Here is a 14,698-nt window from a genome sequence, read left to right as displayed (position 1 = left end):
GTCGCGGCGGAGGTCGACAGGACACCACCGCACGACCGGAGATCCGCCGCGAAGAAGGGCGATTGGGGGCGTGTGGCACGCGATGTGCCGCTGATTCGAGGGGGGAGCGGAGACGCCGATCGCGCAATCAGGGCGGCCGTCACGCAGGTCGCGTGGGGACGCCGAGGCTCTCTTGGGGGCATGCGCGCTCGGGCCGAGCTGCAGGAGGAGGACTCTGCGATGAGTTGGATCGTGAGACTGGCACTGTTCGCGGCGGCCGCGGGCTCGATCGCGGGCTGCGCCGAGGAGCGGAGACCGATCAGCCAGGTGCAGGCGAACGCGCTGGCGAAGTCGTTCTTCGTGGGCGCCGATCTGCAGAGCAAGGAGGACGATCCGGAGTTCTGGACGCGCACCACGGTGGTCGACGTGGGCTACGGCGCCTCGCAGGACGGGCTCTTCTCGTCCTCGTACGCGCAGGCGGAGGTCGCGCGCATCAAGTGGGTCATCCAGGAAGACCTCCTGATCGGGCGCCTCACCTACGAGCGCGTGAACGACACCGACGGCAAGGGCGCCGGCGCCGCCACGGACGACGGCGTCGTGGCCGTCGCGTACAAGATCCTCTCGCACTTCGACGTCCAGCGCGATTACAACCGGTCGACGGGGGAAGAGACCAACGTCGTCGTCGAAAACACGACCGACCGCCCCTGGTACGCGCGGGAGTACATGCGGGTCGACTGGTCGAAGAACCTGAACGTCGACTCCTACGACTTCGACACGCTGTCGCTCATCGGCGTCTACGGCGGGGTGCAGTACGAGCCGCTCTCCTATTACGTGAGCGACCCGAGCCACCCCGACGCGCCCCACTTCGACCCCGAGGAGGGATATTTCGACGTCACCAACAAGGCCTTCGCGATGCCCCAGCTCATCGATCTGAGCCACCTCGGGGTGGGCATCGGCAGCTTCCCGGCCTGCATGCTCGACGCGGACTTCCCCGGCGGCACCGCGCCGGTCGGCTCGTGCAACCCGGTCGAGGTCACGCTCCGGCAGTCGTTCCGCCGCGTCGTCGATCGGGACTACGAGCCCGCGGAGTGGGACGGATACCGGTTCCAGGCGTTCGGCCCCTTCGTGCGAGAGCGCTTCGGGTACGCGCGCAACTACGGCATGAGCGACGCAAAATGGCATCGGATGATCACCCGGTACAACCTCTGGGAGCGCAGCCACTACTACGCCGATCCGGAGCGCATGACGGGCGAGATCCGGTGCTTCACGCCCGAGACGACCCCGGTGGGCGCGGACCCGCACCGCGACGACGACAAGAACGGGACCGAGGACGAGTGCGAGGCCGTCACCGGGGCGACGATGGACGTCGATGGAGAGCGGGTGACGGTCGGCCCCGGCTCGCGGTGCGACACGTTCAAGCAGCGATGCACCCTGCCGTACCAGCGTCGAGAGGCCGTGCCGCAGCCCTGGTACGTGACGTCGAACAGCAACCCCGATTATTTCGACGCTACGGCCTCGGCGGCGCACGAGTGGGACGTCGCCCTGCGCAGCGCCGTCGTCACCGCCAAGCACGTCGAGTGCGTCCGGACGACGGGCGACGCGGCGCGCTGCAGCGCGGCGTTCCCGGTCTACGACGGGCAGATGGACGACAGCGCCGACGCCGTCGCGCTCGCGCGCGAGGTCGACGCGTGCCGGCGCGACGCGGCGCGCGCGGGGCAGGGGTGCGACGCCCTCGCCGACGAGCTCGGAGAGCGGCGCGGCTACGCGCCGGGCGTCGTCGCGCTCGCCAAGATGCCCGAGATGATCGTGCTCTGCCACAGCCCGGTCGAGGCCGCCGACCCGGAGGCGTGCGGCGGGCCCCGGCTGCCGGAGGGCGTGACCGCGAGGATGTGCAGCGACGAGCGCCGGAAGGAGGCGGGGCGCGATCCCGCGCTGATGAAGGCGTGCGGGGCGGCGCTGAGCGCGCGGATCGGCGACCTGCGCTATCACCAGATCAACAACTTCGAGGCGCCGCAGTCGCCCTCGGCCTGGGGCATCTACAGCGACTCGGAAGACCCGCTCACCGGCGAGAAGATCGCGTCGAGCATCAACGTCTGGACGCACGTCAACGACATCTGGAGCCAGGGCATCGTCGACACGGCCCGTTACATCAAGGGAGAGCTGAAGACCGAGGAGGTCACCGACGGCGACTACGTCCGGGACTGGGCGCAGGCGAGCGACGGCGCGTCGAAGGGCGGCGCGCTGCCGCGGCTCACGCGGGAGGAGATCGCGCGGCGGATCGCCGGCGCCGCCGGGGTCACCGCGGAGCACGCCGCCGAGGTCTCCGGCCAGCTGGCGCGCGATCCAGCGCTGCGCGACGACCTCCGGCGGCTCTCGAAGGAGGTGCGCGCCATCGCGGCCGACGCGACGGCGCCGGACAGCATGCGCGCGGTGTACGAGGCGCGCCGCCAGTCGGCGGTGGGCACCGAGCTCGAGGCCGAGCTCACGACGAAGACGATCCAGCAGCTCACCGGCGTGGAGGCGCTGCCGCTCACGGACGAGGTGATGCGCTTCGCCTCGCCGCTCCGCGGGGCGAACCCGAGCGTGCAGCGCGAGCTCAGGAACCTGAGGGAGGTGGCGCTGGCCGAGCGCGGCGCGTGCGTGATGCACGAGGCGCCGGCGCCGCTGGCGACCGCCAACCTGGCGGACATCCTGGAGGAGAAATTCGCGAGCAAGCACGGCCGCTTCGGCGAGGGGGACGCCGCGCAGGAGCTGCGGCGCGCCGAGGCCATGCGGCGCTACCTCGCGCAGCGGGCGCACTACGCGGTGATCCTCCACGAGATGGGCCACTCCGTCGGCCTGCGCCACAACTTCGTGAGCTCGTCCGACGCCTGGGGCTACCGGCCGCAGTACTGGCAGCTGCGCACGGACAACGGGCGGGTGAAGACGCCGTGCGAGACGCTCTCGGAGGACGGCGAGTCGTGCGTCGGGCCGCGCTACTACGATCCCGTCACCGAGAACGAGCGGAAGAACCTGATCTGGATGTTCATGCACTCGTCGACCATGGATTACGCCGGCGAGCCCACGCAGGACCTCATCGGGCTCGGCGCCTACGACTTCGCCGCGGCCCGCATGTTCTACGGCGACGTCGTCTCCGTGCACGCCGACCCGAGCTACAGAGCGGGCACCCCGCGCGGCAAGGGCATGCTCGCCAAGATCGACGACTTCGGCGGCATCCTCGGCTTCCAGCCCGAGTACGACGACGAAGACATCCATTACTCCGACCTGCAGAACAAATACGAGCTGATCCGGCCGGGCAGCTGCGTCGAGGTCGACCCGAGCGCCTACAGGCCCTCGGGCTGGGACGAGGAGCAGGGCGGCGCCTGGCACCCCGTGCTCGACGGGCACATCGTGCCGGTCGACGGCAAGTACACGCGGTGCCGGCAGCAGAAGGTCGACTACGTGTCGTGGCGCGCGCTGGAGACGCCGAAGGGCGTGAAGGGGCCCTCGGTGGACCCGGCGGGGCGCACCCGCGTCCCCTACGGCTTCGCGAGCGACCGGTGGGCCGATCTCGGCAACCTGAGCGTGTACCGGCACGACAGCGGCGCGGACGCCTATGAGCTCTTCAACTTCTTCATCACGCAGCAGGAGGTGAATCACATCTTCGACAACTACCGCCGCGACCGGCAGGCCTTCAGCGTGCGCGCGGCGTCGGAGCGGACCTTGAACCGCTACAACGCCAAGATGCGCGACGGCGCGAAGGGCCTCGGGCTGGCCGCGAACATCTACCGCGAGTTCGCGCTGGACCGCGGCTACGACTTCGACACGTTCTGGGTGCACGCCGCGGGCAGCCTCTTCCAGCAGAACATCCTCGCGGCCGGGATCGCGTTCGATCACTTCGCGCTCCAGATGGCGCGCCCGCAGCCGGGCGAGCACTTCCTTCCCAAGGGCGATACCGTCCTCCGGTCGTCGAGCGACGTCTTCGGCGATCCCGGGGATACGGTGGTGGTCGTCCCGAACGGCGCCACGGGCTATTTCGGCGACGTGGCCGTGGGCGGCAAGCCGCTCGAGAACGCGCTCGCGGAGGACAAGGGCGAGTACGACTCGTCGTACACGATGAACGCCGGCTCTTATTACGACAAGGCGTGGGTGGCGATGCTGATGACCGAGTCGGTCGACAACTTCGTCAGCGACTCGCGGCACGACTTCCTCGACGCGCGCTACCGCGCGGTCTCGCTCGCCGACGTGTTCCCGGAAGGGTACCGCCGCTGGCTGGGCAATAACCTCACGGGCGACGACGCCATCAAGGGCGTGCGCATCGAGGCCGACGATCGCGGTCGCCCCGTCAGGGACGCGAGCGGGTATCCGGCCAGCGCGCTCGGCTGGACGTCGTGGTGGAGCGAGGCCGGGCCGGAGAGCTGCTTCCCCGGCGCCGGGAGCATCGTCTGCAGCGCGTACGGCGCGGTCGACAGCGCGCCGTGGAACCCGCGGGCCCCGGCCAAGGTCGCCATCCTCGACCCCCAGATCGGCTGGGAGCAGCAGAAGTTCCTCATCGCCTGGACGCTCCTCTATCTGCCCGAGAACCAGAAGCAGAGGTGGCTGGACATGATGCACATCTGGGAGACCGGGGCGGACACCGATCCTGGCTTCCCGAACCGGATCGAGCTCCACCATCCGTCCGGGAAGGTGTTCGTGGCGAAGGCGTACGGGACCGAGACCGTCTTCGGCAAGGTCGTGCAGAAGGGCATCGGCGCGCGCGTGCTGGAGTACGCCAACGAGCTCCTGGCCAAGGCGTATGTCACGGAGCCCGGCCCCGACCTCGACGGCGACGGCAAGGCGGACTGGCACAAGGTGAAGCTGAGCCCGGAGAGCGGGCAGCCGATCGTGCGGTGGGATCCGACGGTCGCCGCCATCGCGCCGGACGGCGAGGTCTTGCGGGACGGCGTGCCCGGATGCGAGGCGGACTCCGACGCAGACGACGACGATTTCAGCGACTTCTATCGCTGCACGTGCTCCTCGAACCGCGCCTGCGTCGCGCTCGAGGCCTACGTCTCCGTTCCGGTCTTCATCCGCCAGGCGCTGGCGGCGTTCAAGCTGGGCGACCCGACGATGAGGGGCCTCCACTGACCTCGCGCGCGAGCGGGCCTCCGCGGACGACATGCGCCGCGTGAGCACACGCGCGGCGCTCCTCCCCACACCCTGCGATGCCGAGCGGCGCTCGCCCCGGAGATCACGAGAGCAGCGGGCTCATCGAAGGAGGCGCCGACACCGTGTCGACATCCGCGCCCACGTGGACCCGAGCGACCCGTGGCGGCGCAATGGTCGTGGCATCTTGCCGCAGGGAGGCGATTCGCCCCATGCGCGCTGCCCGTTCGCCGCGGTCCTCGGCGCGGGCTGCCGTGGCGCAGCTCTTGCTGAACTTTTCCATGAAATGACGTGCTGTTGGACACCGCCCTCCCCAGGCGTCGCCTGGTTCGGTGACGCAGGACGGCCGGACAGGTCGCGGTTCCGACGAGTTGCACCCCCAGCCCGCCATCGTGGAGCTCCGATTCCGCCGTAGCGCCGGTGCATGACACCGGGAACGTAAAGAAGACAGCCGTTCTTGCGTCGCGAGCGTTGAAGCGTCGGTTGCCCGAGGGCACACAGAGAGAAGCAGCCATGGACTTCGAGAATGTCACGCACGTCCAGAGGGCACAGGCACGCGTAGGGGTGGTGTTGAGCGGCGCGTGGCGGCTGGATGCGCTGATCGGCCTCGGGGGGATGGCGGCTGTCTATGCCGCGACGCATCGGAGCGGCCAGCGGGTCGCGATCAAGCTGCTGCACCCCGAGCGGGCGAGGGACAAGGTGGATCGGGCCCGGTTCCTTCGCGAGAAGGCCATCGTGAACACCGTGAATCACCCCGGGGTCGCGGCGGTGCTCGCGGACGACGTGACCGAGGACGGGTCGCCTTTCCTGGTGATGGAGCTCCTGGAGGGCGAGACCCTCCTCCAGCGCTGGAAGGCGCAGAAGGGCCCGCTCCCCCCGGCCGAGGTCCTCGCCCTGAGCGAGCAGATCCTCGAGGTGCTCGCGGCCGCGCACGAGAACGGGGTCATTCACCGGGATCTGAAGCCCGACAACATCTTCCTCACCCGCGAGCACGGGGTGAAGATCCTCGACTTCGGCATCGCGCGCCTGCGGGTCCCCTCGTCGCAGACGTCGCTCGCGGGGCTGCGGGCGATGGGCACGCCGGCGTACATGCCGCCCGAGCAGGCGCGCGCGCGCTGGGATCTCGTCGATGCGCGGACCGACATCTGGGCGCTCGGGGCGACGATGTTCTCGCTGCTCACGAACCGGTACGTGCAGGATGCGCCGACCGTCAACGAGCTCTTCTTCCTGCGGATGACGTGTCCGATCCCGTCGCTCGCGCGGATCCAGCCGTCGATGCACCCCGCCGTGGTGCGGGTGGTGGATCGGGCGCTCGAGTTCGCGCAGGCGGATCGCTGGCCGGACGCGCGGTCGATGCTGGCAGCGGTGCGCGAGGCGCAGGCCGCGGTCGGGGCCGCGCCGCCGTCGCGGGCCACGGTGGCGCCGCCGCCGCGGAGCACGATCGTGCCGCCGTCGCGGAGCGCGATCGCGCCGCTGCCCCGGAGCACGGTCACGCCGCCGCCGCCGCGGGGAGTGCTCGCGCCTCCGCCGAGGGATGTGCGCGACCTCGGCGCGGTGGAGGCGCGGCCGCCGTCCGGTCGTCCGACGCAGACGCGGTCCTCCCGGACGTCGGGGCTCTCGTCGCCGGCGTCGCTCGCCACGGTCCCGCGCGCGATCTCGACGATTCCCCGCGCGCCTTGACGCGAGCGTCAGGCGGCCACGGCCCGCGCCTCGATCCTGGCTCGCAAAAGCACGGAGGGCGCAGAGAATGGGTGCACTCTCTGCGTCTTCCGCGCCTTCGCGGTCGCGCTCGGCGCGGCCTGGACGCCCCGCGCAGGGTGGGCCGCGCCCTCGCGGGGCGTGCGGCTACGCGTTCAAGCCGGCGAGCAGCTCGCTCGGCCGCAGCACGGCGCGGCGCTCCGACTCCCGCCGGGCGAGGAGCGTCTCGTAGATATCCATGTAGCTCGCCATCATGCGCTCCGCCGAGTAGCGCCCCAGCGCGAGCTTCCGCCCCCGCCTGCCCATCGCCGCGGATCGCCCGGGATCTGCCTTGAGGTCGGCGAGCTTCGCGGCGAGCGCGCCGACGTCGTCCGAGGGCACGAGGAAGCCTGTGTCGCCGTCGGTGATCAGGGCGGGGATGCCGCCCACGGCGGTCGAGACGACGGGCAGGCCGGTGGCCATGGCCTCGACCATGGAGAGCGGCAGCCCCTCCGACGTCGACGAGAGGACGAAGACGTCGCTCGCGGAGAGGAGCTCCGGGACGTCGTGCCGCTCGCCGGCGAACACGACGCGGTCGCTGATGCCGAGCTCGTCGGCGAGGGCGCGCAGCGAGGCGGCCTCCGGCCCGTCCCCGACGAGGAGGAGGCGCCCGTTCTCCGATAGTACGCCCGCGGCCGCGGCCGCGCGGAGCAGGAGGGCGTGGTTCTTGACCTGGGACAGGCGCCCGACCGCCCCGGCGACCCACGCGTCCTGGGGGATGCCGAGCTCGGTCCGGACGCGGCGCCGGGCCGCGGCGTCTGGCCTGAACCGGGAGAGATCGATGCCGTTCAAGACGACGTGCAGCTTCGAGCTCGGGACCTCGTTGTGCTTCAGCATGAAGTCGGCCGTCGGCTGCGACACGGCCACGTGCGCGTCGGCGAGCTTGGCGGCCATGTGCCGCAGCCACGCCCGGCGGCCCTGATCGAACATGGCGCCGTGCAGGGTGTGGCACACGGGCACGCGGTGGAGCCGGCCCGCGGCCGTCGCGTAGATGAGCGGCAGCTGGTTGTGCGAGTGCACGATGGAGACGCCGTGCTTGGCGAAGAACGCCGCGAGCTTCCCGGGCAGCTTGAAGTCGAAGCCGGGGCGCTTCGGGAGCATGTGGACCGCGACGCCGCGCTCCCGGAGCTGCGCGGCGCGCGGCCCGTCGGGGTTCGTCTCGATGCCGACGACCATCACCTCATGCCCCGCCTCGCGCTGCAGCGCGGCCAGATCCACCACGACCTGCTCCGCGCCTCCCACCTGGAAGGAGTTCAGCACGTGCGCGATCACAAGAGGGTTGTTGCGCGCGCGGGTCATCGGTGCATGCTGGGTCGTATTCATAGGGTAATCTACGCTCATGGTTCCCCTCTGGGATGCGCTCGGAGGCATGTGGTCTGACCTGAGAGAAACCCCTCCTTCGTGTCCTCGTCCACTGGGGGAAGTTACCACAGAGTCTAATGAGGCAAGGAGGATTCTCCGTGAATCTCCTAAGCATGCCTCGTACCTCTGGGTTGAAGTGAGGGGATGCCTTCACCAGCCGGTGAGCTGACTACGTGAAAGCACTGCTGTGGCACATGACGACAGCTGGGACAAAGGGCAACACCGCGACGCGGCGCGCCGCGGCCTCTCCCCTACGCACAGCAGTACGCACAGCAGCCATGGCGCGCCGGAATTCCGTCAGAAGTCGCCGCGGCCGCGCATTTTTTTCGGTGCCGAGGAAGAGCCCAGTGTTCACGACGTCACCGCCCTGGCCCCTTGCGAAAAGCGTGCGAGCTGCGCCACGGTCCGGCCCGGCATCTGGACCGCGGTACGCTGATGGCGGAATTGTCTCACGTTGTGTGATGCTTGGCGACGTGTGGGGGCCTCGCCATCGTGGCGCTTCGCAGCGCGTCGGGGTCCGTGGCGCGGGGGTGCGGGGGCTGCGACCTCGTGGCCGGCGGGCTCGCGACGGGTGAAGGGCTCGCGGGTCCCGCCGTGCTGGGCGGCGCGGCGGGGCGCGGCTTCTCGCCGTGCGTGCGGCGTGTGGGGAGCAAGGCTGAGGGGCTGAGCCAGCTGTCCCCTGTCCTCAAGGCCGTTGTGAAGGGGGACAGGGGGCAGCTGGTCGAGAGGTGGGGCTCACGAGCCCGTGAGCATGGCCCTGCGGTCGTTCGTCGTCAGCGCTCGGGCACCTCGGCGCAGACTGCGAACGTGGTCAGCGCCACCGTCTGCCCCTTCTTGCCGTAGCCGCCCTCGAACACGGCGGTCGAGGTCCAGCCCGCGCGGCCTTCGGTAGCGTCGAGCGGCGAGTTCTCCACCACCCTGCTGGTCGCCTGGGCCCCGCCGGAGATCGAGAATCCGCCGCTGAGCATGACCTCGCCCGCGTTGCAGAGCGCCTTGACGTTGACGAACGCGCTCGTCGGCCCTGCCTCGCGCGTCACCGAGACCACGTGGATCTTGGCGATGCCGGGCGACCCCATGGGCCCTTGCGGGCCGCGCTCACCCCTCGGACCTTGCGGACCCTGGGGACCCTGGATGCCCTTGACGCCGTCGGCGCCCTTGAGGCCCTGGGGACCGACGGTGCCCGCAGGACCCGCGGGGCCCTGGGGACCGCGCTCGCCGCGCTCGCCCTTGGGGCCCTGGGGACCGCGCTCGCCCTTGGGGCCCTGGGGACCGAGCTCGCCCTTGACCCCCTGCAGACCCTGGATGCCCTTGACGCCGTCGGTGCCCTTGAGGCCCTGAGGACCGATGGCACCCGGAGCACCCGCGGGGCCCTGGGGACCGCGCTCGCCGCGCTCGCCCTTGGGACCCTGGGGACCGCGCTCGCCCTTGGGGCCCTGGGGACCGAGCTCGCCCTTGACCCCCTGCAGACCCTGGATGCCCTTGACGCCGTCGGCGCCCTTGAGGCCCTGGGGACCGATGGCACCCGGAGCACCCGCGGGGCCCTGGGGACCGCGCTCGCCGCGCTCGCCCTTGGGGCCCTGGGGACCGCGCTCGCCCTTGGGGCCCTGGGGACCGAGCTCGCCCTTGACCCCCTGCAGACCCTGGATGCCCTTGACGCCGTCGGCGCCCTTGAGGCCCTGGGGACCGATGGCACCCGGAGCACCCGCGGGGCCCTGGGGGCCGCGCTCGCCCTTGGGGCCCTGCGGACCCTGGGGACCCTGCAGACCCTGGGGACCGCGCTCGCCCTTAGGGCCCTGGGGACCGAGCTCGCCCTTGACCCCCTGCACCCCCTGCAGACCCTGGATGCCCTTGACGCCGTCGGCGCCCTTGAGGCCCTGAGGACCGATGGCACCCGGAGCTCCCGCGGGGCCCTGGGGACCGCGCTCGCCGCGCTCGCCCTTGGGGCCCTGGGGACCCATCTCGCCCTTGGGTCCGGCCGGCCCCTGAGGACCGCGCGCGCCGTCAGCGCCCTTGAGGCCCTGCGGACCCATCTCGCCCTTGATCCCCTGGGTACCCTGGAGGCCCTTGGCGCCGTCGGCGCCCTTGAGGCCCTGGGGGCCGACGGTGCCTGCAGGACCCGCGGGGCCCTGGGGACCGCGCTCGCCGTGCTCGCCCTTGGGGCCCTGAGGACCCTGGTGCCCTTGAGGACCGCGCTCGCCCTTGGGTCCCTGCGGCCCCTGAGGACCCATCTCGCCCTTGGGTCCCTGCGGCCCCTGAGGACCCATCTCGCCCTTGGGTCCCTGCGGCCCCTGAGGACCACGCGCGCCGTCAGCGCCCTTGAGGCCCTGCGGACCCATCTCGCCCTTGAGCCCTTGAGGGCCGCGCACGCCGTCGATGCCCTTGAGGCCCTGCGGACCCATCTCGCCCTTGAGCCCTTGAGGGCCGCGCACGCCGTCGATGCCCTTGAGGCCCTGCGGGCCGACGAGCCCCGCCGTCCCCTGCGGGCCCGTCTCGCCGCGCTCGCCCTTGGGCCCCTGCGGGCCGGCCGGCCCCTGGGGACCGCGCTCGCCCTTGGGGCCCATGGGCCCCTGCGGCCCACGCGCGCCATCAGCGCCCTTGAAGCCCTGAGGACCGATCTCGCCCTTGAGCCCTTGAGGGCCGCGCACGCCGTCGATGCCCTTGAGGCCCTGCGGGCCGACGAGCCCCGCCGTCCCCTGCGGGCCCGGCTGGCCGCGCTCGCCCTTGGGCCCCTGCGGGCCGGCCGGCCCCTGGGGACCGCGCTCGCCCTTGGGGCCCATGGGCCCCTGCGGCCCACGCGCGCCGTCAGCGCCCTTGAAGCCCTGAGGACCGATCTCGCCCTTGGGCCCTTGAGGACCGTGCATGCCGTCGATGCCCTTGAGGCCCTGCGGGCCGACGAGGCCCGCCGTCCCCTGCGGGCCCGGCTCGCCGCGCTCGCCCTTGGGCCCCTGCGGGCCCCGCTCGCCGCGCTCACCCTTGGGGCCCTGGGGACCCTGAGGACCGCGCGCGCCGTCAGCGCCCTTGAAGCCCTGAGGACCGATCTCGCCCTTGGGCCCTTGAGGACCGTGCACGCCGTCGATGCCCTTGAGGCCCTGCGGGCCGACGAGGCCCGCCGTCCCCTGCGGGCCCGGCTGGCCGCGCTCGCCCTTGGGCCCCTGCGGGCCCGCCGGCCCCTGAGGACCGATCTCGCCCTTGGGTCCCTGCAGCCCCATCGGCCCCTGCGGCCCCTGAGGACCGCGCTCGCCCTTGGGCCCCTGCGGCCCCTGAGGACCGCGCTCGCCCTTGAAGACCTGCTGACCCACGAAGCCTTTGCTCGTGCGGGGCTGGGACACCAGCTCCTCCGAGGCCTGGCACTGGTCCGGGCTCTCCACGCTCCGGAGCTGCCCAGAGTGCTGGTGCTTGCACGCGTAGCTCAGCTGGGCGTCAGCTGTGCCCTGTTCCGAATCGCCGGCCCAGACCACGCCTGCGCTGGCCATCACGCCCGCAAAACCGGCGACGATTCCAGCAGAAACCGCACTCGCTCGATACTTTCGCATGTGAGTCCGCCTTTCTATCGATTTCGAGCTTCGATGCGCTCGATTCCCGCGACAGTCGTGTTCAGATGAGGTGGAGCCCACAGGCGAGCGAATCGGATGAAGGGCGACTCCAGGGCAGATCTCCGCGCTGGCCCTGCCCCGACCTCTCGACGAAAGTCCCACCAATTGCCGGCACGAAAAGCCAGGTCGATGCGTCGATACGACACCTGCGCGCCACGCCACGACGCGTGGCGCAGCCAGGTGCCGCCAGCGCTCGAAGGCTCCAGTCGCCAACCCGCTGTGTCTGGAGCGATCCTAAGATGATGGGGGCGGCTCACCAAGCCCCCTGCCGAGGGCTTGACGACCACGGATCCTGTCGATCCGCGGCCGCCCATTCGTGGAGCGCTGGGCGGCGGCCGCGCCCGCGGAGCCCGGGCGCGTCGCGGAATCAGAACGAAGGCAGAGCGCGGCGAATCCCTGGAGAAGCAGCGCCCCGCGCGTCGCGGTGCTCAGACGAGAGGAGGTTGAACCCCACGGCGCCAAGACGAGAGGACGTCGACGCTCTTGGCGTCCTTGGCGTCTATCTTGTCTGGATTCACCCTCGGCGCGCGGGCCGGGTGTTCGAAGAGAAAAATGAACCACAGAGGGCACGGAGGGCGCAGAGGGGAGAGAAAGAAAGAGCTCCTTCTCCTCTTCTCCTCTTCTCCTCTGTGCCCTCCGTGCTTCTGTGGTTCGTCTTCTTTTGTTCTCTGGCTTTCTAGGCTGACGATGGACGCCTCTGGTGAATGCGAGAGGCGCCGCGGGTGCGTTGGGGGCCAGCCCCCGCTAGGCGCCCACGCCCGCAGCGATCGCGTCCGCGAAATTCCGCGAGAGCCTCCTCGCCGCCTCCGCGCCCGGCATCCCGGCGTGGACCACGAGCGCCGGATCCACCTCGCCCCGCGCCTCCTCCTCGAGCGCCGCCAGCGCCCCGCGCCGCGCCTCCTCGACGCGCCGCCGCTCGGCGGCCGAGAGCCGCGGCCGCACCCAGACGTCGATCGCCCACGAGAGCTTCGCGTGCCGCGCCTCGTCGCGCGCGACGCGCGTCATCACGCGCCGGACCAGCGGATCCCGCGCGAAGCGCCCCTGCCACATGCCGACCAGCGCCCCGTACGTCTCCCGCACGCACCCCTCGGTCGCGTTGTCGATCGCGAGCTCCTCCAGCGATCGGACCGGCCTCGGCTCTACCCGCGGCGGCTGCCAGCGGCCGCCGTAACGCGCCGAGAGGCGCCGCATCACCCGCGCGTGCCGCACCTCGTCGCGGCCGGCGGCGCGCGCCCGCTCCACGAGCGGCCGCGGCGCCCCGTGATGGGCGAGCTCGCGCCCGAGCACATCGAAGGCCCAGACGCTCGCCGCCTCGAGCCGCGCCACGTTCGCGAAATACGCCCCCACCGGCGTCGCGCCCCGGCCCGCGGCCCGCAGCAGCCCCGCCGGCCTCCGGCCGACGCAGGCGCCGGACTCGGACTCGATCACCTCGGACTCCAGCTCCTGCACGTCGCCGTCCGCGTCCACCCCGAGCACATAGAGCGTGCGCTCGATCGGATCGCAGATCTCCGTGTACCGCGTCGCGAGGACCTCGTACGCGTCGCCGGCAGGCCGGACGCCGCCCTCGTCGGGCTTGCTGCAGCGGACGGTGTAGTCGGCCAGCGACGCGGCGAGCACCGCGTCCGCGGGCGTGTCCACGGGGCCGAGCCACGCCCTCACCGCGTCCCGCGTATCGAGGACCGTCACCTCGTCGCCCGTGTTGACGATCAGGACGTGATCCGGGCAGAAATCCACGCAGTCCCCGAGGCGGAACCCCTTCGTCGACGTGGCCGCCGCGATCTTCTCCTCGCATGCGGGCCTGTCCGCCGCCCCGGAGCACTTCTCGCCCACCGACTCGAGCGCGCTCGGCGCCGCCGCGCCCGACGGGCTCGCTATCATTCTCAGCTCTACGTAATCGGCAGGAGCGCCGGGCTCGACGCCCGCCAGGTACGGGGTGCGCCCGCCGCTCGCGCAAGGGATGGGCTCGAAGCCGGTGGTGTCGATGCCGCATCCGCCGACGAGGGGCGCGAGCGAGAGCGACAGGACATGACGCAGGATTTTGTCGATGGGGTTCGAAGAGGCCATATGCGTCCTCACCCAACAAGTTCTGTGCCGCCGAGAACAGCGCGGACGGCTCGCAGGCTCGCGCGGACGGCGAGCGCTCCCTGGCCTGACATCGGCGTCGCGCCGCGCGCTCCGGGAGCATCCGCGGCACAGCCCGACGAGGGCGGCCGCCGCCGAGCGTGCGCCGCGCGCCGGCCGCGCCGGGGCCGAGGAGCGACCATGGCCGCGCTGTGCCACGCACGGGCCGGAGCCGACGCGATGCTGCGCCTGGCCGCGCCCGCGGTGCATCGCCGTGGCGGACCCGGTACGATGGCGGGATGGTTACCCTCGACAGGAACGAGCCTGACGCAACCCCCGCTGTCCTCGTGACGGAACGCCTGAGCCTCCGCCCTCACCAGCCCTCCGACGTCCCGTTCATGATGCAGCTGAACGCCGATCCCGAGGTGATCCGCTACACGGGGGACCCCGCGTTCGCCAGCGAGGACGAGGCGCGCGCGGTGATCGCGCGGCTCGCGCACCAGTTCGAGGCCTTCCGCATGGGCCGGTTCATCGTCTCGAACCGGGAGACGGGGGAGAAGCTCGGCTGGTGCGGGCTGAGGTGGCACGAGGACCTCGGGCTCGCGGATCTCGGATATCGCTTCTTCCGGAAGCACTGGGGCAAAGGCTACGCGACCGAGGCGGCCGCGGCGTGCCTCCGGTATGCGTTCGAGGATCTCGGGCTCCCGCGCCTCGTCGCCCACGCGATGCTCGAGAACGCCGCGTCGGTCAGGGTGCTGGAGAAGCTCGGGTTCCGCCGGACGGGGCCGACCGTGTTCAAGGGGCTCGCGGCGGAAGAGTTCGTGCTGCCGAGGCCGGCATGA

Annotated in this window: 6 protein-coding genes; 3 read left to right on the top strand and 3 right to left on the bottom strand. The window is 71.6% G+C overall.

Annotated elements, in window-relative coordinates; genetic code table 11:
- Positions 1-231: 231 nt before the first annotated feature.
- Positions 232-5,085, top strand: a complete 4,854-nt coding sequence (locus tag NQZ70_RS34180) for a hypothetical protein (RefSeq protein ID WP_237244294.1) — start codon at positions 232-234, stop codon at positions 5,083-5,085.
- 531 nt (positions 5,086-5,616) lie between these two features.
- The gene (locus tag NQZ70_RS34175) at positions 5,617-6,783 is read left to right on the top strand and encodes a serine/threonine-protein kinase (RefSeq protein ID WP_237244293.1); all 1,167 of its coding nucleotides are present in this window, start codon (positions 5,617-5,619) and stop codon (positions 6,781-6,783) included.
- 165 nt (positions 6,784-6,948) lie between these two features.
- Here the strand turns inward: NQZ70_RS34175 and NQZ70_RS34170 are convergent, their stop codons facing one another.
- The 3 genes from NQZ70_RS34170 to NQZ70_RS34160 form a co-directional block, all read right to left on the bottom strand.
- A complete protein-coding gene (locus NQZ70_RS34170; RefSeq protein WP_237244292.1) occupies positions 6,949-8,163 on the bottom strand; it encodes a glycosyltransferase in 1,215 nt (404 codons plus the stop codon).
- 812 nt (positions 8,164-8,975) lie between these two features.
- A complete protein-coding gene (locus NQZ70_RS34165) occupies positions 8,976-11,675 on the bottom strand; it encodes a hypothetical protein (protein WP_269467621.1) in 2,700 nt (899 codons plus the stop codon).
- An 864-nt stretch (positions 11,676-12,539) separates the two neighbouring features.
- Complete coding sequence (locus NQZ70_RS34160; protein WP_129577974.1) at positions 12,540-13,859, bottom strand: ferritin-like domain-containing protein; 1,320 nt, start codon at positions 13,857-13,859, stop codon at positions 12,540-12,542.
- A 296-nt stretch (positions 13,860-14,155) separates the two neighbouring features.
- Here NQZ70_RS34160 and NQZ70_RS34155 point away from each other — a divergent pair, with 296 nt between their 5' ends.
- Positions 14,156-14,698 carry a GNAT family N-acetyltransferase gene (locus NQZ70_RS34155; protein ID WP_129577973.1) on the top strand — a complete coding sequence of 181 codons (543 nt, stop codon included), beginning with the start codon at positions 14,156-14,158 and terminating at the stop codon, positions 14,696-14,698.

Source organism: Sorangium sp. So ce836 (assembly GCF_028553905.1).
Taxonomy (GTDB): domain Bacteria; phylum Myxococcota_A; class Polyangia; order Polyangiales; family Polyangiaceae; genus Sorangium; species Sorangium cellulosum_D.
Note: the sequence above shows the minus strand (reverse complement) of the source record. Positions and strands in the feature narration are given on the sequence as shown.

Coding starts and splice junctions, on each gene's coding strand:
- NQZ70_RS34160 (WP_129577974.1), bottom strand. CDS start 13,859: ATGGCCTCTTCGAACCCCATCGACAAAATCCTGCGTCATGTCCTGTCG.
- NQZ70_RS34175 (WP_237244293.1), top strand. CDS start 5,617: ATGGACTTCGAGAATGTCACGCACGTCCAGAGGGCACAGGCACGCGTA.
- NQZ70_RS34165 (WP_269467621.1), bottom strand. CDS start 11,675: ATGGCCAGCGCAGGCGTGGTCTGGGCCGGCGATTCGGAACAGGGCACA.
- NQZ70_RS34155 (WP_129577973.1), top strand. CDS start 14,156: ATGGTTACCCTCGACAGGAACGAGCCTGACGCAACCCCCGCTGTCCTC.
- NQZ70_RS34170 (WP_237244292.1), bottom strand. CDS start 8,163: ATGAATACGACCCAGCATGCACCGATGACCCGCGCGCGCAACAACCCT.